The sequence below is a fragment of the Ruegeria sp. R13_0 genome (assembly GCF_017743995.1).
Taxonomy (GTDB): Bacteria; Pseudomonadota; Alphaproteobacteria; order Rhodobacterales; family Rhodobacteraceae; genus Ruegeria.
On record NZ_JAGHRB010000008.1, the window covers coordinates 1 to 22,158 of the forward strand.

General features: G+C 59.8%; 22 protein-coding genes. 13 read left to right on the forward strand and 9 right to left on the reverse strand.

Annotated features, from left to right (window positions below):
* From J7394_RS11655 to pedF, 4 genes are all read right to left on the reverse strand, one after another.
* A partial coding sequence (locus tag J7394_RS11655; RefSeq protein WP_247748187.1) for a (2Fe-2S)-binding protein occupies nt 1-229 on the reverse strand: 229 nt, incomplete at its 3' end.
* 27 nt (nt 230-256) lie between these two features.
* Nucleotides 257-796 (reverse strand): CoxG family protein, encoded by a 540-nt coding sequence (locus J7394_RS11660; RefSeq protein WP_209253177.1) that lies wholly within the window; start codon nt 794-796, stop codon nt 257-259.
* Nucleotides 797-865: 69 nt separating this feature from the next.
* Entirely contained in the window at nt 866-1,762 is an 897-nt protein-coding gene (locus J7394_RS11665; RefSeq protein ID WP_209253179.1) for an ABC transporter substrate-binding protein, read from the reverse strand.
* Between the two features lie 18 nt (nt 1,763-1,780).
* The gene (gene pedF / locus J7394_RS11670) at nt 1,781-2,461 is read right to left on the reverse strand and encodes a cytochrome c-550 PedF (RefSeq protein ID WP_209253181.1); all 681 of its coding nucleotides are present in this window, start codon (nt 2,459-2,461) and stop codon (nt 1,781-1,783) included.
* Between the two features lie 157 nt (nt 2,462-2,618).
* Here pedF and J7394_RS11675 point away from each other — a divergent pair, with 157 nt between their 5' ends.
* From J7394_RS11675 to J7394_RS11705, 7 genes are all read left to right on the forward strand, one after another.
* Entirely contained in the window at nt 2,619-3,785 is a 1,167-nt protein-coding gene (locus tag J7394_RS11675; protein WP_209253183.1) for an ABC transporter substrate-binding protein, read from the forward strand.
* A gap of 5 nt (nt 3,786-3,790) precedes the next feature.
* Nucleotides 3,791-4,753 (forward strand): YVTN family beta-propeller repeat protein, encoded by a 963-nt coding sequence (locus J7394_RS11680; RefSeq protein ID WP_152460706.1) that lies wholly within the window; start codon nt 3,791-3,793, stop codon nt 4,751-4,753.
* 22 nt (nt 4,754-4,775) lie between these two features.
* Entirely contained in the window at nt 4,776-5,228 is a 453-nt protein-coding gene (locus tag J7394_RS11685) for a hypothetical protein (protein ID WP_209253185.1), read from the forward strand.
* Nucleotides 5,225-5,944 carry an ABC transporter ATP-binding protein gene (locus tag J7394_RS11690; RefSeq protein WP_209253187.1) on the forward strand — a complete coding sequence of 240 codons (720 nt, stop codon included), beginning with the start codon at nt 5,225-5,227 and terminating at the stop codon, nt 5,942-5,944. Before J7394_RS11685 ends, J7394_RS11690 begins: the two co-directional genes overlap by 4 nt.
* A complete protein-coding gene (locus tag J7394_RS11695; RefSeq protein ID WP_209253189.1) occupies nt 5,941-6,732 on the forward strand; it encodes an ABC transporter permease in 792 nt (263 codons plus the stop codon). The genes J7394_RS11690 and J7394_RS11695 overlap by 4 nt, the downstream gene beginning before the upstream one ends.
* A gap of 75 nt (nt 6,733-6,807) precedes the next feature.
* Nucleotides 6,808-7,347 (forward strand): sel1 repeat family protein, encoded by a 540-nt coding sequence (locus tag J7394_RS11700; RefSeq protein ID WP_209253191.1) that lies wholly within the window; start codon nt 6,808-6,810, stop codon nt 7,345-7,347.
* Nucleotides 7,348-7,472: 125 nt separating this feature from the next.
* Nucleotides 7,473-7,868, forward strand: a complete 396-nt coding sequence (locus J7394_RS11705; RefSeq protein WP_209253193.1) for a cytochrome c family protein — start codon at nt 7,473-7,475, stop codon at nt 7,866-7,868.
* Here the strand turns inward: J7394_RS11705 and J7394_RS11710 are convergent, their stop codons facing one another.
* Nucleotides 7,869-8,426 carry a hypothetical protein gene (locus J7394_RS11710; RefSeq protein WP_209253195.1) on the reverse strand — a complete coding sequence of 186 codons (558 nt, stop codon included), beginning with the start codon at nt 8,424-8,426 and terminating at the stop codon, nt 7,869-7,871. It abuts the gene before it with no gap.
* Between the two features lie 173 nt (nt 8,427-8,599).
* Here J7394_RS11710 and J7394_RS11715 point away from each other — a divergent pair, with 173 nt between their 5' ends.
* From J7394_RS11715 to J7394_RS11740, 6 genes are all read left to right on the forward strand, one after another.
* The gene (locus J7394_RS11715) at nt 8,600-10,366 is read left to right on the forward strand and encodes a PQQ-dependent methanol/ethanol family dehydrogenase (protein ID WP_209253197.1); all 1,767 of its coding nucleotides are present in this window, start codon (nt 8,600-8,602) and stop codon (nt 10,364-10,366) included.
* 140 nt (nt 10,367-10,506) lie between these two features.
* The gene (locus tag J7394_RS11720) at nt 10,507-11,184 is read left to right on the forward strand and encodes a response regulator transcription factor (RefSeq protein ID WP_209253199.1); all 678 of its coding nucleotides are present in this window, start codon (nt 10,507-10,509) and stop codon (nt 11,182-11,184) included.
* Nucleotides 11,185-11,236: 52 nt separating this feature from the next.
* Nucleotides 11,237-12,406, forward strand: a complete 1,170-nt coding sequence (locus tag J7394_RS11725) for an FIST N-terminal domain-containing protein (RefSeq protein ID WP_209253201.1) — start codon at nt 11,237-11,239, stop codon at nt 12,404-12,406.
* Between the two features lie 3 nt (nt 12,407-12,409).
* The gene (locus J7394_RS11730; RefSeq protein ID WP_209253203.1) at nt 12,410-14,617 is read left to right on the forward strand and encodes a PAS-domain containing protein; all 2,208 of its coding nucleotides are present in this window, start codon (nt 12,410-12,412) and stop codon (nt 14,615-14,617) included.
* A gap of 267 nt (nt 14,618-14,884) precedes the next feature.
* The gene (locus tag J7394_RS11735) at nt 14,885-16,480 is read left to right on the forward strand and encodes a FumA C-terminus/TtdB family hydratase beta subunit (protein WP_209253205.1); all 1,596 of its coding nucleotides are present in this window, start codon (nt 14,885-14,887) and stop codon (nt 16,478-16,480) included.
* Nucleotides 16,481-16,495: 15 nt separating this feature from the next.
* Nucleotides 16,496-17,440 (forward strand): LysR family transcriptional regulator, encoded by a 945-nt coding sequence (locus J7394_RS11740; protein WP_209253207.1) that lies wholly within the window; start codon nt 16,496-16,498, stop codon nt 17,438-17,440.
* Here J7394_RS11740 and J7394_RS11745 read toward each other — a convergent pair.
* From J7394_RS11745 to J7394_RS11760, 4 genes are read right to left on the reverse strand one after another with little or no spacing between them, the layout of a single operon-like run.
* Nucleotides 17,415-18,266 carry a CoA ester lyase gene (locus J7394_RS11745; protein ID WP_209253209.1) on the reverse strand — a complete coding sequence of 284 codons (852 nt, stop codon included), beginning with the start codon at nt 18,264-18,266 and terminating at the stop codon, nt 17,415-17,417. The genes J7394_RS11740 and J7394_RS11745 overlap by 26 nt on opposite strands.
* On the reverse strand, nt 18,263-19,420 hold the full coding sequence (locus tag J7394_RS11750; protein WP_209253211.1) for a CaiB/BaiF CoA-transferase family protein: 1,158 nt from the start codon (nt 19,418-19,420) through the stop codon (nt 18,263-18,265). The genes J7394_RS11745 and J7394_RS11750 overlap by 4 nt, the downstream gene beginning before the upstream one ends.
* Nucleotides 19,417-20,664 carry a methylaspartate ammonia-lyase gene (locus J7394_RS11755; RefSeq protein WP_209253213.1) on the reverse strand — a complete coding sequence of 416 codons (1,248 nt, stop codon included), beginning with the start codon at nt 20,662-20,664 and terminating at the stop codon, nt 19,417-19,419. Before J7394_RS11755 ends, J7394_RS11750 begins: the two co-directional genes overlap by 4 nt.
* Before the next feature lie 15 nt (nt 20,665-20,679).
* Entirely contained in the window at nt 20,680-22,146 is a 1,467-nt protein-coding gene (locus J7394_RS11760; protein WP_209253214.1) for a methylaspartate mutase subunit E, read from the reverse strand.
* Nucleotides 22,147-22,158 lie beyond the last annotated feature (12 nt).

Consider the following 22,158-nt stretch of genomic DNA (forward strand, 5'->3'; position numbering starts at 1 on the left):
GACCCTCGATCGTGCCGACCTCGGCCCCGTCGGCCTCAACCGCCAGCATGTTGCACGACTTCACGGCCTCGCCGTTTACATGCACCACACAGGCCCCGCATTGCGCCGTATCACAGCCAACATGCGTTCCCGTCAAAGACAAATGATCCCGCAAAAAACCAGACAATAACGTCCGACCCTCAACATCACCGCTCACAGACAGACCATTCACAGTCAGCGATATATTCATCACATTTTCCTCCCTTAAATCCGTAGCTCAACCGCCCAATACGCGCTTGAGCCAGCCTTTCTTTTCGGTTGCCTCTTCCGCTTGATGTTCGGGTTCAGCTGCCGCTTCGTCGGCGGGGGCCTCTGGCTCGACCTCGACCGCGCTTTGGAAATTCTGAAAGAACTGATCCGCCATTTTCTTGGCGAACCCGTCCACGACACGACCGCCCAGTTGGGCCAGCTTGCCGCCCACGCGCGCGTCCACGTTGTAGGTCAGCAAGGTGCCTTCGGGGACGTCGGACAGCGTGACATCTGCTGCGCCCTTGGCAAAACCGGCAGCGCCGCCCTTGCCTTCGCCGGACAGTTTCAGGCTTTCGCCGGACACCATGTCGGACAGGGTCACTTTCCCTTTGAACGTGGCTTTGACGGGGCCGACTTTCTGTACCACGGTGGCGTCGAATCCGTCTTCGGCGGTGCCGGTCATCTCCTGGCAGCCGGGGACGCATTCGCGCAGAACATCTGCCGACAGCAGGGCATCCCAAACCTCGGACCGGGACGCGGCTATTGTGCGGCTGTCATGTAACTCCATGTCACTCCTCCAGAGTTTTTTCCAACCTAGGGCGTCGGGGCCGCAAAGCATATGCGACCTTGGGCGTAGTCAGCGCAGTTCCGGAGGGGTGTGCGTCAGCCCGTAATCCGCGAAGATTTTGGCGATGCGGCCATCCTGAAGCGCCGCATAGATCGCGTCATCGACCGCATAGCTGAGGCCGCGATAGGCAAAATGCACGGCCACGCCGCTGGTCCAGGTGCTGACGGCAAAGCCGGGCAGCGGAGGGGTGTGGATATCCAGATCGGGGGTCAGCCCGGCCTCTAGCTGGGCGCGCGGGCCCATTGCGGCCATCGTTTCGCCTGCGGCCAAAGCCTCCATCGCCTGATCTGCGGTTGGGAACCGGCTGACATTCTGCGACAGTTGCCCACCGGGAAAAGATGAAAGGTAGAAATCGGCAATCGAATCGTTTTCGACCGCGACGGTGTCAAAGCGGAAATAGGCCGGAACCGGAGGGTCTTCGGGATAGGCATCGCGGCGAAAGGCGATGGCGATTTCTTCGTCATGATACTGGCCGGTGAACACCACCTGTTCGACGCGGCAGGCGAATTCGCTGTCATAGGGAATGTGCAGCATGACATTGGCCACGCGCCCGTTGATCAGCGGGCCTTTCCAGATCCAGTTGCGCAGATCGGCCTCAAGGTTTTCTCCCGCTGCGACCAGATTGAACCGAGGCTCGACCCCCAGATCCTGCGCGATCAGCTTGCCGATTTCGATGTCCACGCCCTGAATCTTGCCGTCTTTCTCAAAGGACCAGGGCGCGAAATCTTCGTAGGCTGCGAACTCGATATAGCCCCGCTCGACAATGGTATCGAGGTCCGCGCCCACGATATCACGGCTGGCATTCTGGGGTTTGGGTTGGGGCACATGGTCTTCACACCTGGCCAGAGCCGACCCGGCGGACAGGGCGGCGACCAACAGGGAGAGAATGAAATGGCGTCCGATCATGTGCCCCAGTCTGCCGTTCTATTGCGCGGCAGACAATCCGATAGTCAGCTGCTCTGCCGCTTGTGCGAAATCCGGGGTCTCGCCCGAGATCAGCACGGCGGCCCGCAGGGCTACCGAGTCGGCAACAGGCGCGCCCGAGCCTGTTTCGATTGTGCCTGCGATCTCGGTCAGTTCGGATTGCAGGGCAGCAGTGTCCCCATCCGCGCCCTCGGCCATAGCGACCAGCTCGTCGCGGATTTCCTTCAACCGGTCCGAGTGATCGTCCAGCGCGCCGTCATCGGGGCGGGTTTCGATATAGGTGCGGATGGCCCAAGCTGCTTTTTGGCCCAGCAGATCGCCAAAGGCGGGCATTTTGGTGATACCGTTTTGGGTATAGCCCTCGCGGAAGCGTTCGATATACCACTCATCGCCGTATTCTTCGGCCTCGAGGTAGCGCAAGTCCGGGGCCAGGCCGCCCGATACGACGCCCAGACCGTGGCAGCGCGCGCAGTTCTGGTTATAGCCGGAATCGCCGATTTCGATTGCAGCCTGCCAGACCTCTTCGCCCTGATCGCGATAGGGGTTTTCGATCAGCCATTCCTCGCTCACGTCGGGCAGGGCATCCGTATTTACCGGCTGGGGCGCGACATCTCCATGTGCCAGCGCCATTCCCGCTGTCACCGTTGCCGCAAGCGCCGCGCTGTAAAAACCAAGACGCATCTCATCCTCCTATTGATGCTTTCCCCGGTCATAACGCAGGCCAAATCATCGCGACATTCGACCTTGGTTGCAGATGGGTCAAATCTGCGACTAAGGTCGAATGGCTTTCCCGTTTTCGTCCGGCTTTTACTTTAAGGGCCGGGGAGGAGGCGCAGACATGTTCAGATTATCTTTTGTTCTTGCAGGTTTGGCGCTGGCATCTGGCGCTGCGCAGGCCGAGGTCGCGATTTCAGTGACCTACCTGCAGCAAGAGGTCGAGCGCCCTCCGGTGCTGTCCAACCTTGATCCGATTCCCGAAGATCTGGGCATGGCGGGGGCCGAGCTGGGCCTGGCCGACAACCTGACAACGGCCAAGTTTCTGGGGCACAAATACGATCTGACGGTGACCACGGTGCCCGAGGGCGCGGACTGGGCGCAAGCCGCTCGGCAGGCTTTGGCTAATAGTCCCTTCGTCATTCTGGACGCACCTGTGCAAGCGCAGCTTGAGGTCGCCGATCTGCCCGAAGCGGCGGGTGCAGTGCTGTTTAACGCCTCGGCCCCCGATTTATCGCTGCGCGAGGCCGAGTGCCGCGCCAACCTGCTGCACACCTTGCCATCGGACGTGATGCGCACAGACGCTCTGGCGCAATTCCTGGTCAAACGCCGGTGGGACGAAATCGTGCTGATCGCGGGCGAGCATCCGGGGGATCAGGCTTTTGCCGAGGCGCTGAAACGGTCTCTGCAAAAATTCCGTTTGGAGCTGCAAGCGGAAAAGACATGGGTGTTCGACGCCGATCTGCGACGCAACGCAGCGCAAGAGGTGCCACTGTTTACGCAGGAGTTCGGCGACTATGACGTGCTGCTTATCGCCGATGAGCTGGACGATTTCGGCCGCTACATCCCCTTCAACACATGGGAGCCGCGCCCCGTTGCCGGGTCCGAAGGGTTGCAGCCCGTCACTTGGTCGCGCGTGGTTGAACAATGGGGCGCTGTGCAGATGCAGAACCGTTTTGCCGATCAGGCGGGGCGGGCGATGCGTCCCAAGGACTATGCCGCGTGGGCGGCTTACCGGGCCTTGGGCGAGGCGGTGACGCGCACCCAATCCGACGATCCGGCGGTTCTGCGCGACTATATCCTGTCGGACGATTTCGAACTGGCGGGCTTCAAAGGCCGCGCGATGAATTTCCGGGCCTGGAACGGCCAGTTGCGGCAACCCATCCCTCTGGTCACGGATCGCGCCGTGGTGGCGATGGCCCCGCTTGAGGGGTTTCTGCATCAACGTACCGAACTGGACACGCTTGGCATTGATGAAGCCGAAAGCCAGTGTCAGGCATTCAAGGAGTAACAGTGATGAGACTAGCAGCACTTCTGGCAGCGACCGCGCTCTGCGCTCCGGCCACTGCGGATGAAATCTGGATCAGCAATGAAAAGGACGACACGCTCAGCGTGATCGACATCGAAACGCTTGAGGTGATCCGCACGATCGAGACCGGAGAACGCCCGCGTGGGATCACGTTCTCCAAGGATTACTCGGTTCTCTATATCTGCGCGTCCGACAGTGACTCGGTGCAGGTGATGGACCCGGAAACGGGCGAGATTCTCCATGACCTGCCCTCGGGCGAGGACCCTGAGCAGTTTGTGCTGCACCCCAATGACAAGCATCTCTACATCGCCAACGAAGACGACGCGATCACCACGGTGGTGGATACGGAATCGCGCACGGTGATCGCTCAGATCGACGTGGGGATCGAACCCGAAGGGATGGCGGTTTCCCCCGATGGCAAGATTGCCATCACCACGTCTGAGACCACCAACATGGCCCATTGGATCGACACCGAGACGCAAGAGCTGTTCGCCAATACTCTGGTCGATTCCCGCCCGCGCCATGCCGAGTTCCTGAAGGACGGGACCGAGCTGTGGGTCAGCTCAGAAATCGGCGGTACGATCACCGTGTTCGACGTGGAAACCCAGACCGAAAAGGCCAAGATCGAGTTTGAGGTCGAAGGCGTTCACCCCGACCGGGTGCAGCCCGTGGGCTTTGAGTTGTCCAACGGGGATGAGACCGCCTTTGTCGCGCTGGGGCCGTCGAACCATGTGGCGGCCGTGAATGCCGAAACCTATGAGGTTGAGGATTACATCCTCGTAGGCCGACGCGTCTGGCATATGGATTTCAACGCCGACAAGTCGCTTTTGTTCACCACCAACGGCGTGTCTGGCGATGTGACCGTGATCGATGTGGCCAAGCGCGAACCGATCAAGACGATCAAGGTTGGGCGTTTCCCCTGGGGCGCGGCCTTCCGTCCGACCAACTGATAATACTTGAGGAGACAGAAAGATGAATCGACTGGTACGCGTGATTGCGATGCTTGCGTTGGCCTTGCCAACAGCAGCCTTGGCTGACGACGATGATGACGACGATGGCTTTGGTCTGGCGGGGCTGCTGTCGGCCAAGAACAAAGAAGACTTGCCGCCGATTACGCTCTCTGCCGGTGTGCCACTGGCCGAGGCCCCATGGGAGCTGAAATCCGGCACCTACTATGAGTTCGAAATTCAGGGCGACGGCAGTCAGGAACTGGCTCTGGTCGGGCCGGAGTTCTTCCGCGCGATCTGGGTCGATGAGATCGTGGTCGAAGGGTTGGAAATCCGGCCTCTGGGCGTCGATTCCGTTGAATTCGATGAGGCGGGCGAGATGGAAATAGGCTTTGTCGCGATCAAGCCGGGCAGCTACTATCTGAAAGTGCCGGGCAGCACCGGCGAAACGCAGCGGCTGGAGATTACCATTAAGTGACAGGGCTTTCGGTCCGCAATGTCAGCTACGCCTATGGCGACAAACGCGCCCTTGATGACGTGAGCTTTCACGTCCCGCAGGGCGCGTTTTGCGCGTTGCTGGGGCCCAATGGCGCAGGGAAATCGACGCTGTTTTCCCTGCTGACCCGCTTGTTCACCACCGCGCAGGGGGTGATTGAGGTGGCGGGGTTCGATATCTCGCAACAACCCCGTCAGGCCTTGGCGCAGATCGGGGTCGTGTTTCAGCAGCCGACGCTGGATCTGGACCTGACGGTTCATCGCAACCTCAGCTATTTCGCCGCCTTGCATGGCCTGTCAGGTCGCACAGCCGAGAGCCGCATCGCCGCCGCGCTGGAGCGTCTGGATATGGCCGAACGCGCAAGCGAACGCACCCGCGATCTGAATGGTGGCCACCGCAGACGGCTGGAGATCGCGCGTTGCCTGATCCATGCGCCCTCGGTCCTGTTGCTGGACGAACCGACGGTGGGGCTGGACGCAGCAGCCCGCAGCGCTATCACCCAACATGTGCATGATCTGTCAGCACAGGATGGGCTGACCGTGTTGTGGGCCACCCATCTGACCGATGAGATCACCCCCGACGATCAGCTTGCCATTCTGCATCGGGGGAAAATGCTGACACAAGGGACCTGCCGCGACATCAAGGGTGACCAGCCCCTGCAACAAGTTTTCCTGTCGATGACCGGAGCCGCCACATGAGTGGCGCGCTGATCGCCCTGCGCGCGATCCTGATCCGCGAGGCGCTGCGCTTTGCCCGCCAGCGCAGCCGGTTCATCGCAGCTTTGGTACGCCCGCTGGTCTGGCTGATCGTCTTTGCCGCCGGGTTCCGCGCGGCATTGGGCCTGTCGATCACGCCGCCCTATCAGACCTATATCACCTATGAGATCTACATCGTTCCGGGCCTGTGCGGCATGATCATGCTGTTCAATGGCATGCAAAGCTCTCTTAGCCTTGTCTACGACCGCGAGATGGGGTCGATGCGGTTGCTGCTGACCAGCCCTCTGCCGCGATGGTGGCTGTTGTTCTGCCGCCTGCTGGCCAGCACCACGATCTCGATCCTGCAGGTCTATACCTTTCTGGCGGTAGCCGCGATCTACGGGATTGATATGCCCTGGTACGGGTATCTGTGCGTCTTTCCCGCGCTGATCGTTGCCGGGCTGATGCTCGGGGCGCTGGGTTTGGCTTTGTCCTCGGCCATCAAACAGCTTGAGAATTTTGCGGGGGTGATGAATTTTGTCATCTTCCCGATGTTCTTCTTGTCCTCGGCGCTCTACCCGCTGTGGAAGATGGCCGAAAGCTCGGCCCTGTTGCGCGATATCTGCGCGCTCAACCCCTTTACCTATGCGGTCGAGCTGATCCGATTTGCGCTCTATGGTCAGTTCAACGGCTCGGCCCTTGGCTGGACCATCCTCGCCGGACTGGCCTTTCTGGGCCTCGCGCTGTGGGGCTATGACCCGGCCCGCGGGATCAAACGCCCCGGTCGCTAAGCCGTCTACGACCATGGCAGAGGTGAAATGCGCCCCCCGATGCGCTAGTATGCCTTTCAAACGGAGGGTTCTTTCATGATCCGTATCGCAATTGCACTACTGTTTCTGGGCACAGCCGCCTCGGCTCAGACGGTCGAGGATGAATACGGCACGCTCAATCCGCAGGACACGGGATTTGGCCGCGTCATGAGCAATATTGACAATGGCGTCACCGATATGACGACCTGCGCGACCGGCTACTACATCACCAAATCCGGCCGGCATGAGATGGCGCGCAAGCTGTTCGAAAACTGCGCCAATGCCGGGTATACAGGCGCGATGACATGGATGGGGCAGTTGGACAATAACGGGCTGGGTGGAGACTACGATCCCGATGCCGCCGCCGCATGGGACAAACGCGCCGCTGATCTGGGCGATCCGGTGGGCAAGTTCAACTACGGCCTAAACCTGCTGCGCGGCCACGGGGTGGCGCAAGACCCCGAACTGGGCCGCGCCTATGTGGATGAAGCCGCAAGCGACGGCCTGAAGATCGCCAAACGTCTGCAAGAGTCTGGCTATGATCCGAACGAGGTCACCCCGGACGCGGATGAGTGGAAATACGCGCCCTTGTTCTGAAAAAAACCTGATTTTCTGCGTTTTCTACGACCAAAGGATGAGGCCGCGCGCCTGAATTCTTGATTTGCGTCAAGCCTGGGCCCCCGGGTGCGGGCCTATACTCCGACAAACATTCGGAGGATCAAATGAAACACATCGTCTTGTCCCTTGGCCTTGCTGCCAGTGCTGTTTCAGTCGCACCTGCATATGCCCAATCCACCTTTGACCGCGTCAAGGTCGAGGCGGGGGAAACACTTTTCCTATCGGAGTGCCGCCGCTGTCACGCGCCGGGCGCGACCGACCCCAGCTATGGCCCTCCGCTGGACGGTGTCGTCGGGCGCAGGGCGGGCACGGTCGACGGCTATGAGTATTCCGAGGCTCTGGCCGGATCAGGCATCGTCTGGACACCCGCCGCTTTGCGCGCATGGATGGAAGACAATGACGGATTCATGCCCGGCACAAAAATGCGTCATGTCGGGATCGAGGACCGGACGGTGCAGGACTTCATTCTGGCCTATCTGAGCAGCATCTCAGACCAGTGATTAGTCGATCACGATCTGCGGTAGCCAGTGACTGTCGGGATCGGCCTCATGGATGTCTGCCTCGGATACGGGCCGGAGATCTCCGTCTTCAGGTGGGGCCGATAGGAGGCCCATATCCATTTCGTGCAACTGTCCGATCAGGCGGTCACCGTCGCGCTGCAGGCGGTAGTAGACCCCGTTCCACATATCAATGCCGTATTCGGTGGCGCCCTTGTGGATAAACAGCAGGTCGTATTCCAGATCGGTCAGATCATCGTCCGAGACCTCGCGTCGCAGAGTATAAGGGTATGGCACATGGCACCAGAGTTTGTCCGGCCCCTCAAGACAGCGAAACGGGCGCATGGACAGGAAATGGTCTGCGAAGGGGCCTGCGCTCAGGTCGATCTGATAGGCTGTGGCGTCGCCATTGGCTTCGAAAGTCACCTTTCCGATCAATAGCTTGTTGCCTTCTCCGTTGACCAGAGAAATGGCCTTTTGCCCGGACAGAGGATCGGCCAGCGTAGGCTGCGTGCAGATCAAAACCGCAGGAAAAAACCAAGTGAAAAGCCGCCGCATCATAGCCTCGCGCATCAAAAAAGATGGCTCAACCTAGTTGAAATCGCCCGTTTGCGCCCTACGACCAATGTGCAATTCCAACACCGGTGCCTGCCTGCGAATAATACTCTCGCCAACAATCCCGACGCGTCGGAGATTCGGCGTGGAGGAAAGACATAAGTCTAGGGAGGATACCGATGAACCGGTTTATCATGGCCGCCGCTGCGAGCATTGTCGCAACCGGCGCAGCCTATGCAGAAGTTACCGAAGACGATCTGGCCAATGACCAAACGATCACCACTCAGGTTGTGACCAATGGTATGGGACGGCATTTGCAGCGCTACAGCCCGCTGGACACGCTGAACAAGGACAACGTCAAGAACCTGCTTCCGGCCTGGGCCTTCAGTCTTGGCGGAGAAAAGCAGCGCGGGCAGGAAACCCAGCCGCTGATTTATGACGGGATGATGTATATCACCGGGTCCTATTCACGCCTCTATGCGATTGATCTGGAGACTGGCAAAGAGGTCTGGCAATACGATGCCCGCCTTCCCGAAGGCATTCTGCCCTGCTGTGACGTGGTCAACCGGGGTGCTGCCATCTATGGCGACAAGGTCATCTTCGGCACGCTGGACGCACGGATCGTGGCGCTGAACAAGGACACGGGCGATGTGGTCTGGCGCGACAAGATTGCCGACTACAAAGCCGGCTATTCCTATACGGCTGCCCCGCTGATTGTTGATGGTCTGGTCATCACCGGCAACTCGGGCGGTGAGTTCGGTATCGTCGGCGCGGTTCAGGCGCGGGACGTCAATACCGGCGATCTGGTTTGGGAACGCCCCGTGATCGAAGGCCATATGGGTACGCTGAATGGCGAAGAAAGCACCATGACGGGTGAGCTGAACGCAACCTGGCCCGGTGACATGTGGAAAACCGGCGGCGGCGCGACCTGGTTGGGCGGCTCTTACGACGCTGACACCGACACGCTGGTCTTTGGCGCAGGCAACCCGGCCCCCTGGAACAGCTGGTTGCGCAATGCGGGCACCCCGACCGAAGGCAACAAGGGCGACAACCTCTATGCCGCCAGCCGCATCGGGATCGACCCCAAAACCGGCGAGATCAAGTGGCATTTCCAGACCACCCCGCGCGAAGGCTGGGACTATGATGGCGTCAACGAAGTGGTCGCCTATACCGACCGCGAAGGCAACAAGCGCTTCGCGACCGCCGACCGGAACGGGTATTTCTATGTCCTGAACCGCGAGGATGGTGCTTTTGTCTCGGCCACTCCGTTTGTGAAGGACATCACCTGGGCCGATGGTATTGATGAGACCGGCCGCCCGATCTTTGTGGAAAACAACCGCCCCGGTGATCCGGCGGCTGCGGCTGATGGCAACAAGGGTGAGGTCATCTTTGCCTCGCCGTCCTTCCTGGGTGGCAAGAACTGGATGCCAATGGCCTTCTCGCAGAACACCGGCAATTTCTATGTGCCTTCGAACGAATGGGGCATGGATATCTGGAATGAGCCTATCACCTACAAGAAAGGGGCCGCCTATCTGGGCGCGGGCTTTACCATCAAGCCGAACTACGAAGATCACATCGGCTCGCTCAAGGCCATCGACCCCGATACCGGCGAGTGGAAGTGGGAATACAAGAACGACGCTCCGCTGTGGTCGGGCGTGATGACCACGGCTGGTGGTCTGGTCTTCTTCGGCACCCCCGAGGGCGAGTTCATCGCGCTCGATGACGAAACCGGTGAGAAACTGTGGTCGTTCCAGACCGGCTCCGGCATCGTCGGTCAGCCTGTGACCTGGGAACAGGATGGCGAGCAGTATGTCTCGATCATCTCCGGCTGGGGCGGCGCGGTTCCGCTGTGGGGCGGTGAAGTGGCCAAGAAGGTCAACTATCTGAACCAGGGCGGTACCCTGTGGACCTTCCGCCTGCCGAAAGAGCTGGCCTCGGCGAACTGAGGCGGGTTCTGACCCCAAAGATCGCGCGCTCGGCATCCGGGCGCGCGTTTTCTTTGGTCTACGACCTTCCGCCAGTAGGCGTTTGCCAAAGGTGTTGCTAGACTCAGAGCAAAGAGAGTTTCAATGCAAAGGCGACCTTGATGCTTGCACAACCCGCCAGACAGACCGACTTTGAGAATGTTCTGATTGTCGACGATCACCCGCTCTTCTGCGACGCCTTGTCGATGACCCTGCGCAGCGTGGCCGAGATCGGCGAAATTCACACCGCAGACCGTTTGGAAAACGCTATGGAACTTGTGTCCAAGGGGCTGAAGCCAGATGCGGTGATGCTGGACCTGAACCTGCCGGATGTGGATGGCCTGGATGGTTTGGTGCGCTTGAAATCCGCGGCGGACGCGCCTGTGATCGTTGTGTCCTCGTTGACCGACAACCGTGTGATCAGCCAAGTGATCAAGGCAGGTGCATCGGGGTATGTACCCAAGCACAGCCAGCGCGATGTGTTCCGTACCGCATTCGAGACGGTGCATGCGGGGGGAATCTTTGTCCCCGATGGCTGCGTTCTGATCGAAGATGAGGAAGAGGATGAACATAGCGATGCGGTCAACCGGCTTGCCGCGTTGACCAACCAACAGGGCCGCATTCTGCAACTGATCTGTGAGGGCAAGTTGAACAAGCAGATCGCCTATGACCTGTCGATTGCCGAAACCACGGTTAAGGCGCATGTCACTGCAATCATGCGGAAACTTGGCGTTCAAAGCCGCACTCAGGCGGTTCTGATTGCCAAGAAAGCATCCTTTGCCAGCGTATTGCAAGACTAGGGTCAGATACTCTAACCTCTCAGCAATCGTCGGGCTTTAGGGAGGAGTCGCGATGAACCAAGCATTCGGATGGGCCAGCGCCCAGTCCGTCAGGCCAGGCATCGTAAAGACGGCATTTGCGGAATGCAGCGCCGACAACGCAGTCAGGGAACTGTCCAAGTCGCTGGGGGATGACCCCATGGCGCTTGTCATTCTGTTTGTCAGCCCCAATGCCGATCCTAAGGCGGTGATCGCCGAGGCTGAACAGGAATTTGCGCCCACGATGGTAGTCGGATGCACCACCGCCGGAGAGCTTGCCGAAGGTGGCTATAACGAGGATCAGATCGTCGCGCTTGCCTTGCCGCGCTCACATTTTGAAACGCGTACCATTCTGGTACCGGATCTGGATGTTTTTAGCGCGCAAGACATCATTGCCGAAATGATCCACAACCGAACGGCAATGACGCGCAGCTTTCCCGCTTGGGAAAACGAATTCACCTTCCTGATGATCGACGGGCTGTCCACGAAAGAAGACGAACTGACATCCGAGTTGGCGATGGGGTTGGGGCCGGTACCTTTGTTTGGCGGGTCAGCCGGCGACGGGACCGAGTTCGGCCACACCTATGTTCTGCATGGATCACAGGCGCTGGAGAACGCAGCCATTTTGGTGCAAGTGCGAACCTCTTGCCCGATCAAGGTGTTCAAGACCGATCACCTTGTTCCGGCCGCGCATCGCATGGTCGTGACCAAAGCCGACCCGGTCAACCGCATCGTTCAGGAAATCAACGCGGAACCCGCAGCGCGGGAATATGCGCGCATCCTTGGCAAAGACCCCGAACAGTTGACCCCCTTTACCTTTGCGGCCCATCCAGTCGTCGTCCAGATTGGAGGTCAGCACCATGTGCGGGCCATTCAGCAGGTCGCGGGCAATGGCGATCTGGTGTTCTTTTCGGCCATTGATGAGGGGTTGGTTCTGACTCTGGCAGAACCGCGCGACATGGCGGTGCATCTGCGGGAAGAGATCGCAGCGCTGAACGAGAAGCAAAAACCCGATACGATCCTGGCCTGCGACTGTATCCTGCGGCGGCTCGAGGCGCAGGAGAAACAGAAAACGCACGAAATCTCGCGCATCCTGTCGGACAATCATGTGGTCGGGTTCTCGACCTATGGTGAGCAGTTCAACTCGATCCACGTCAATCAGACGATGACCGGGGTGGCGATCTACCCGCCCAAGGACGATTAGCGGATGATCGAGCATCTGACCGACCCGCTGGATCCGATCGAACGCCAGAATGAAAAACTGCTGAGGATCGTCGAGGCGCTAATGCGCCGGGTCGAGGAATCCACCGATGCCTCGGGTGCTGCTTATGCGCAATTCCAGCGCGCCGCCGTGTTGGAACAAGAGATACGCACCCGCACGGATGATCTAGAGCGCGCTCTGGACCTGCTGAACGCGTCCAACGCGCAATTGGCCAAGGCCAATGAGGAAACCGAGGCTGCTCGGGCCAATTTGGCGAATGCGATCGAGGCGGTGCAGGATGGCTTTGCCCTGTTTGGGCGCGATGAAAAACTGGTGCTGTGCAACAGTCGCTTCGGGTTACATATGCCCGATATCCAGGGTCGGTTGAAACCAGGTCTGCGTTTTACCGAATATGTCGAACTCGTCAGCCGCTCGAGCTCACTGCTGCTGCCGGAAGGTGTTGCGCCCGTGGACTGGGCCGAGCTTCGACTGACGCGTCATGCGGATGACCACGTGGTGTTCAATGTGGGCCTGAGCGGGAATCGCTGGATGCAGGTCTCGGAACATCGCACGAAGGATGCGGGCACAGTTATCCTGCAGACGGATGTAACAGATATCATGCGGGTCGAGCGGCTGGAGCGCGACCGCATATTGGATGACAAATCGCGCCTGATCCGCGCCACGCTGGAACATATCGACCAGGGTGTCTGCATCTTCGACAATAAGCACCGTTTAGTTGGCTGGAACAACCGGGCCAGCGAGCTGCTGGCGATCCCGGTCGGGCAATTCCAGATGGGTACGCAATTTGAAACGCTCTATGACCGGCTCGGTTCGAATATGAGTTTCCAGCCGGGCATGAGCTGGGGTGATTTGTCCGACTGGACCAAACGGCACACCTCCCGGCGTCCCTTGCGGTTTCTGCTGCATCGGGGGCGGTCGAAAATCCTGTCTGTCTTTGCGCAGGAAATGCCCGACAAGGGCTATGTGATTTCATTTACCGATGTGACGGCGGAGCGAAAATCGGCGCAGGCGCTTCAGGACGCCAAGGAATTGCTAGAGAAACGTGTTGAAGCGCGTACAGTTGAATTGGCCGACGCACTGGGCGAAGCGGAACGGGCCAATGCGTCAAAGTCCCGCTTTGTTGCCGCCGCAAGTCATGATCTGTTGCAACCTCTGTCCGCCGCCAAGCTTTATGTGGCTTCGCTGAAAAACGGGTTGGATCAGGCGGAAACGCATGATGTGGCCACAAAGGCGGAAAGTGCGCTCAACAGCGTGGAACATATCCTTGAGGCACTGCTGGACATTTCGAAACTGGATTCCGGTAGCGCGACGGTCCACCTCTCGACCGTATCGGTTGGCGATATGTTCAAGCAGATGGAGGACGCTTTCCGCCCGGTTGCGCAGGCCAAAGGATTGGAATTGCGGGTGGTGCCCACCAGTGCGCTTGTGGCCAGTGATGCCAGCTATTTGCGGCGCATCCTTCAAAACCTGCTGTCCAACGCAATCCGTTATACCGACACCGGCAAGGTTCTGGTTGGGGTGAAGCGGCGCAAAAACCGCGTGTCGATAGAGGTTCTGGATACCGGGATAGGCATCGCCGCAGATCAGCGCGATATGGTTTTTCAGGAATTCAAGCGGGTACAATCCGACGCAAGCGCCGCCGAAGGTATGGGCCTTGGTCTCACCATCGTCGAGCGCGCCTGCGGGTTGCTCAACCACCCGATTCATCTGTGCTCTGAGTTGGGAAAAGGCACGGTGTTCTCCGTCGAAATCCCTATGGTGCAGGACCAAGGGCAGTTCATTGAAGGCCGTCCCGCTGCCGCCGACAGGAAAACGGGTCAACTGGCGGACATGATCGTTCTGCTGATTGAAAATGATGCAAATCTCAGAAATGCGCTGACGCTGACGCTCGAATCCTGGGGCGTTCATGTACTGGAATGTAGCAGTGAGGATCAGGCCGTGGACCTGCTGCGCGAGATCGGTATCACACCCGATGCGATCGTCGCGGACTACCAGCTGGATAGCGGAAAAACCGGGACCGAGGCGGTGCGTCGGATCAGAGCGGAATTCAGCGATGTGCCCGCCTGCATCATCTCGGCCAACCGCTCTCCTGAAACGACGGAAGAATGCAAGGCGAACGGGTTGGAGTTAATACACAAACCCATCGACGCCAAAGAGCTTAGACACCAGTTGGTCAGCCTGATTTCGCGTTGATCCTTGCACGGGTCCGCGCGCGGACCGTAAAGCTAGATCTAGGCATTGATGTTGCTCAAGATCGACCCGCGCTGAACGAAGGGCTGTTGAGTCTCCGAATGCTGAGCCGGTTCGATTATGGGAAGTGATGCGTTGCGTGGTGTGAATTCGCGGTTGCTGAAATCGAGTATTCTGGCGCGATTCTCTTTTGGTAATTTTTGGTGAATAAAATAGCATTTAAATTAAGAACTATTGAGTGCTCCTTGGTATCTCACTAGGGTGCGCGCCATGACCCAGACAACGAAAACAATCGGCACGACCTGCTATCGCCATCTCGGCAATGAAGGGCTGGAAACCGCCCGGTTCGATGATGAAACTTTCCTGCGGGTCTCGTCCGAGGCGGTCAGCAATTTGACCTCAACCGCCTTTGCGGATGTCTCGCATCTGTTGCGCACCAGCCATCTTGCCCAGCTACGCGAGATCCTCGATGACACGGATGCCTCGGCCAACGATCACTACGTGGCGCTGGAGTTGCTGAAGAACGCGGTGATCTCTGCCGAGCGAGAATTCCCGAGTTGTCAGGACACTGGAACGGCGATCATTCACGGTAAGAAGGGCCAGAACGTTCTGGTCCAGGGCGATCTGCACGCGGCGGTCGAGCAGGGGGTCAAGGACACGTGGGAAACGCGCAACTTGCGCTTTTCGCAAATGGCCCCTCTCAGTATGTACCGCGAACTGAACACCGGCACCAACCTGCCTGCGCAGATCGACATCGAGGCCCTCAGCGGGGCGGCTCTGGAATTCCTGTTCATGGCTAAAGGGGGTGGCTCGGCCAACAAGACGTTTTTGTATCAGGAAACTCGGCGACTGCTGGAACCCGAGCGGATACTGGCGTTCTTTGATGAGAAGATACGGACCTTGGGTACTACGGCTTGCCCGCCATACCATCTGGCGATTGTCATTGGGGGGCTGTCGGCTGAACACTGTCTGAAAACGGTCAAGAAAGCCTCGGCCAAGGAATTGGATGATCTACCCACGACCGGTAGCCCCGATGGGCGTGCCTTTCGCGATCTGGAGCTTGAGGCGCAGATATTGGAGCTGACCCGCAAAATGTCGCTGGGTGCCCAGTTCGGTGGGAAATACTTCTGTCATGACGTGCGCGTCATTCGCCTGCCACGCCACGGAGGAAGCCTGCCGGTTGGCATGGGTGTCAGCTGTTCGGCGGATCGCCAGATCAAAGGGCGGATCGACCGGGATGGGATCTGGGTCGAGCAGTTGGAGCATGATCCGGCTCGGTTCCTGCCCGCGCAGGATGTCGCGGCGCAATCCGCGACTCGGATTAACTTGGACCAGCCGATGGATGATATCTGTGCCGAATTGTCCAAGCTGTCCGTCTCAAGCCCGGTTCTGCTGTCCGGCGCCATGATTGTCGCGCGCGATCTGGTGCATGCCGAACTGGCCCGGATGATCCGAGAGGGTCAGGAACTGCCAGACTACATCCGCAATCACCCGGTCTACTATGCGGGCCCGGCCAAGACGCCCGAAGGCTATGCCTCAGGCTCGTTCGGGCCAACCACTGCCGCGCGGATGGACCCCTATGTGCCGGAACTGCAGGCGCTGGGCGCGTCCCGTGTGATGATCGCCAAGGGCAATCGCGCGCCCTCGGTCGTGCAAAGCTGCAAGGAGCATGGCGGGTTCTTTCTGGGCTCGGTCGGCGGGGCGGCGGCGGTTCTGGGCAAGGACGTTATCAAGAACATCGAAACGCTGGATTTTCCCAACTTCGGGATGGAGGCCGTCTTTCGCATAAAAGTCGTGGATTTCCCGGCATTTGTGATTATTGACGACAAAGGAGGAGACTTCTTTACCCGCAAACCCGCCTTCTAGCGCACAGGAGCCGCAATGCCGCCGACTTCGGACAAGATTACCCTGCGCCAGTTGCAGATATTTCTGGTGGCGATCGAGACGCGCAGCTTTGTGCGCGCGGCTGAGCGCCTGTCACTGACCCCGCCCGCAGTGTCGATGCAGATGAGCCGGTTGAGCGAGGAATTCGGCGCGCCGCTGTTCGAGAAATCTGGCCGCTCGGTGATCCCGACCGAGGTTGCAACGGCCCTGGTGCCCTATGCCGAACGCATGACCGAAACGCTGGCCGAGGCGGTGGATGTTGTGCAGATCATGCAGGGCAAACTGGACCACCGGGTTCGGGTGGCCATGGTGACCACTGCGCGCAATTTCGGCCCGCATCTGCTGGCGCAGTTTCAGCAAGAACACCCGGAATGCGATCTTCAGTTCAAAATCGCCAACCGGAGCAGTGTGATCGAGATGCTGGATACCGATCAGATCGATCTTGCGCTCATGGGTCGCCCGCCGCGCCGGATAGAGACAACGGCACATCAATTCGCCAAACACCCCTATGTGTTGATCGGCCATCCGGATCATCCGCTGGTGCGTTCCAGCCGCATCCGACGCTCGGATTTATCGCACCATCAGTTCATCGTCCGAGAACGGGGGTCGGGCACGCGCATGGTGCATGAGTTCTTTTTCTCGGACTCGGGCCTGCCGCAGCCCAAGGCGCAGGAAATGGACAGTAACGCCAATATCAAACAGGCGGTCATGGCGAATATGGGGCTGGCCTTTATATCGGCGCACACGATCGCGCTAGAGGCGATGGCCGGAAAACTGAAGATCCTGAATGTCGAAGGGATGCCGGAATATCGCGACTGGTTCGTTCTGCATATGCGCAACAAACCGCTGCGTCCGGCGGCGCGGGCCTTTCGGGATTTCGTCGATCAGAAAGGCCCGGCCTTCATGGAGGATTTCTTCAAAGACGCCGGGATTGCAACATAGAGTGCGCCCGCGCCACGATGGGCGGGTCAATCATTTTGCCATCCAGCATGACGGCACCCAGCCCCTGTTGAGTGGCCCGATCAAACGCCTCGACCACGCGGGTTGCCTGTTCGATCTCGGAGGCGCTGGGCGTGAAGACCGCGTTGACGATTTCGACCTGACGTGGATGGATGCACAGGACAGCGTCGAAACCAATCGCGCGCCCAAGGTCGACGCAGGCGCGGAAACTGTCCATATCGTGGATCTCGGCAATGCTGCCCGGTAGGCCGATGGCCTGTAGGCCACCCGCTTTGGCCGCATGGATCAAGGACTGCGCCGGGCCCTTCAGCGCCTCGATTGAAGGCACATGGCCGCAATCGGTCGAGAAATCCTCAGTCCCGAACGCAAGCGCGGTCAGCCGAGGGGTTGCTTTTGCGATGCTTGCGGCGTTCATCAGCCCTTGGGCTGTTTCGATCAACGCAATCAGTTTGATCTGGCCCTCGGGCAGTTTGGCCTGTCGCTCCAGCATCGACAGATAGTCCGCCACCAGGCGCAGGTGATCCGCTCCGATGACCTTGGGCAGCATGATCGCGTCGACGCCGGGCAGGATGGCTGTCTCAAGATCGCGGACGCATTCGCCCAGATCGGCATTGACACGTATCACAACCGGCACAGCGCGGGCGGTCAGCACAGAGACCGCCTCTGCCAACCCATCCCGCGCGGCCTGTTTGCGGTCCCGCGGGACGCTGTCCTCTAGGTCCAGCAGAATCGCATCCGCGCCCCGTTCATGCGCGCGGGCGATCAGCTCGGGCCGGTGCGCCGGAGTGAACAGGTAGGACCGGATCATGCCGCGGCGGTCTCGGCGAATTCGGACCGAATGGTATCGGTATGTTCGCCAAGCGCGGGCACACGGCCAAAGCGCGGTGTTTCCGGGTCAAAGCTGTGGCGCACGGGGGCCGCGACCAGATGCGCCTCATCCCCGTTTTCCAGCGTGACCGGCGTGCGGCGCAGCTGCGGGTGTTCGGCAAAGGTGCCGACCGAGTTCACGGCCCCATAGGCGATGGCTGCCGCGAACAGCTTGCCTTCCAGCTCGGCCCGGCTGTGGAGGGCAAAAAACCCGGCCACGATGGCGTCCAGTTCGGCACGGTTGGCAACCCGTTGGGCGGCGTCGCAGAACCGGGGATCGGTGGCCAGTTCGGGCTGACCAATTACATCGGCGCAGAGGCGTTTCCACTCGCGTTCGTTCTGGATCGAGATTGCCAGAATCTCATCATCCGCTGTGGTAAACCCGCCATAAGGCGCGATGGAGGGATGGTGCAGACCAACCGGCTGAGGGGCCTTGCCCGCGTAAACGGTGTGCATCAAAGGCACCGTCATCCAATCGGCAGCGGTGTCGAACAGGGACAGCTTCACCGCGCTGCCCTTGCCGCTGATGCTGCGCGCGATCAGAGCTTTCTGTATGCCGATGATCGCGTTCATGCTGGCACCGATATCGCAGACCGAAACACCAATCCGGCCGGGATGTCCGGGGGCGCCGTTGACCGAGACCAGCCCGCTTTCGCATTGCACCAGAAAGTCATAGGCTTTCATGTCGCTATAACGCCCATCCTCACCATATCCGCTGATATCGCAGGTGATCAGGCGCGGGTTGCGTTTGCGCAGGACATCCTCACCAAACCCGGCGCGGGCGATGGCGCCGGGGGCGAGATTCTGGATGAACACATCAGCCTCGTCCAGAATACGGTGCAGCAGGGCGGCATCCTCGGGGTTCTTGATGTCCAGACACAGGCTTTCCTTGCCGTGATTGGCCCAGACGAAATAGGACGCCGAGCCTTTCACCGCGCCATCGTATTTGCGGGCGAAATCGCCGGTGTCACGCTCGATCTTGATGACGCGCGCGCCGCCCTGGGCAAAGTGGCACGACGCGAGGGGGGCAGCGACGGCCTGTTCCAGAGATACGACCAGCAGGCCTTCGTAGGGTTTGAGAGGGGTATCGGTCATGCGGCAGCTCGTGTGTTCAAAAGCGCAAGGGTGCGGTGCATTTCGTTGGCGACGATGGTCATGCCTTCGTCAAAGCCCATGCCGGGTTTCACCAGCACGCGGTCGGGTCTGGTGGCCATGGCGGCGTGCAGACAGGCGCGGGCCGAGATATCGGTCTCGTTGCAAGTGCCGCCCTGATACGCGGCGACGCCGTTGGCTTTGCAGTAGAGCGCCGCGTCGACTGTATTGTGCAGCGATCCCAGATCGGGGGTCTTGATCTGGACCATGTCACAGCAATCGGCGTCGACGAAATCGACTACGTCCTGATGGGTGTTGCACCATTCGTCAGCGACGATTTTGACGTTGCTGCCAAGCGCCTGCAGCGAGGCACGGATATCGCGCAGCAGGGTGATCTGTCCGTCTTTTGAACCCGCATCCGCAGGCCCTTCGATATACAGATCAAACGGTGCCGCGCGTTGTTCCAGCGACGCCAGATAGTTGGCGATTTTCACCGCGTCGTTGTCAAAGATCATGCCGACCGTGCCGTAGACGTCGATATGTAGCACCGGATGATAGCTTTCATCCGTGCGCAGATCCTGAATGCGGCGCGACAGCCATGTGACGTATTCGGCCAGTTTCCCGCCCGTCTGGCCCAGTTTCTGGGGGATGTTGTTGATCAGGCCGTGGGGCAGGGCATCGACCTGTTTCAACACCATCTTGTCCACGGCCTCATAGCGGTTGTCGCCGCTTTGCCCGAACAGGCGCAGAGGGGAAGCGATGGCCTCCAGCCCCCATTCGTCGCAGATGACCTCGAATTTCATCTTGCCCTTGGCAATCGAGGCCGCCGACAACAGCGCCTGCGACAGCCCATAGCGCACGGCGGTGTGCAGAGGCTGGCCGTCAACGACAAGCGTGTCGAAGAATTCCGCGCTTTCACGGAAGCTGCGCACATCATGCCCGATCAACTGCGGCGTCAGATGTTCCTGCAGGAACGGAATGACAGAGGAGGCCAGAAACAGCGGGTCGCGCCCGGCGGCCCCTGAATATTGCACGGCCGCGCAGTCGCCTTCAGCGATCTGGTCGTTTTCCAGCTCCAGCAGGATCGAGACGCTTTCCCCATATTGCCGGACGCGGGCAAAGCCGTCGGTCAGGGCCTGCCCGCAATAGACGAACCCGTCCTGCTTGGCCCCCTGTTTGATCGCTGCCTGATCGTCGAAATAGTACGAGGCCAGCCCCGGCGCGAAAACAACGTTCTTGATCTTCATGACACTCTCTGTGCGTTAGGCGGCAACCGAAGGCCGACCGATGAGTTTGCTGGCCGAGATGGCGCGGACGTCGTCGACCACCATGTCAAAGGACACCTCGCGCCCTTCTGACCGGGCGCGTTCCGCGATGCGGTCCCGGTGAAAGGCCATGACGTCCTTGGGCAACGGCACATTTCCGGTCTCGAAAATCCGCAGCGCGCCGTGGTTGTCGCGGACCGGTGTCAGCTTGCCTGCGTTCCCGATGGCAGGGGCAAAGGGGATATCCATGACGCCGCTCTCGAAGGCCAGAACAGCTCCGCGTGCGATGTCGCCCTTGTCCAGTTTCAGAACGGCGCGCATGACGGCGTGAACCTCGGCCTCGATCACCTCAACCTCGGTCAGGATTTCGTTGCCGTCGTTGCGGTTCTGGTCCGCGATCATGTTCACCATCTGGCGAGTCGCCTTGAGCCCGGCCTGGTTCGCCTCAAGCGAGGGGATGCCGCTAGCCTCATGCGGGGTTTTCACGATGATCTTGGTGGCCCGCGCCTGTTTTGCGGCCAGCGCACCCAGACAGATCACGGCGGTGGCCTTGGCCTCATCCTCGGGGAAGCCGCCCATCCATTGGTGGAACACGGTGGTCAGCTGGTAGTCGTCATAGCCCGCGTTCTGGAAGTAGTGATGTCCCAGCCGCCGCAGCGAGCGCAGCGCGGCGACGTCTTGCACCAGATTGCCCGCTTGACCATAGCCCAGTGTGATACAGCGCACGCCCTGTTCCAGCGCCAGCAGACCTTCGATGATGGCAACCACATGCGAGACAAAAGGCGGCACCAGCGTCCCGGTCAAAGGGCCGAAGGGTTCGCGGTTGATGCGGATACCATGTTCTTCGAACCGGCCCACCAGGCGGTCGCAATATTGCCAATGGCGGATCGACTGTTCCAGCGGAATGTTCTTTGCGTAGGGGATGTTATAGGAAATCCCGCCGCCCTCGTAGGACGAAAAACCTGAACTGAGTGTCACTTCGGCCAGCAGGCGTGCATCCGGTGTGCCGTGCCGGACCTGAATGGGTTTTGAGACGGCCTCGACCAGCCGTGTGCAGCCTTCCACACCATGGTTGACCGCCGGGAACCCGTTCAGCAGCGAAGTGCCCGCCGCGCGGGACCGGTCGATGCCTTCTTGCGCCTCATCATATCGGTTGTGACGGGTATAGGCGTCGATGGTGGTGGGCAGCACATCGCAATAGGGGGCCAGCCCCTCCATCAGTGCGGTGTGCTCGCGCAACAGCGCAACGCCCGCACGGGGTTGCAGCAGAGTCTTGCCGGTTTCATCCGCATCCGCCAAGGCCGCCGAGAACCGCTTTTCCGAGGGCAGCGCATGCTGACGGGCAAGGCCCGCGTCAAAATCCACATCGGCTCCGGTGTGCCAGGATTGCAGAACGCCCTCACGCTCGGCGTCGAAAATGGAATCGGGCAGCTTGGAATTCGTGATTTCTGGCGTGCCGGTCATGTCACCATCTGC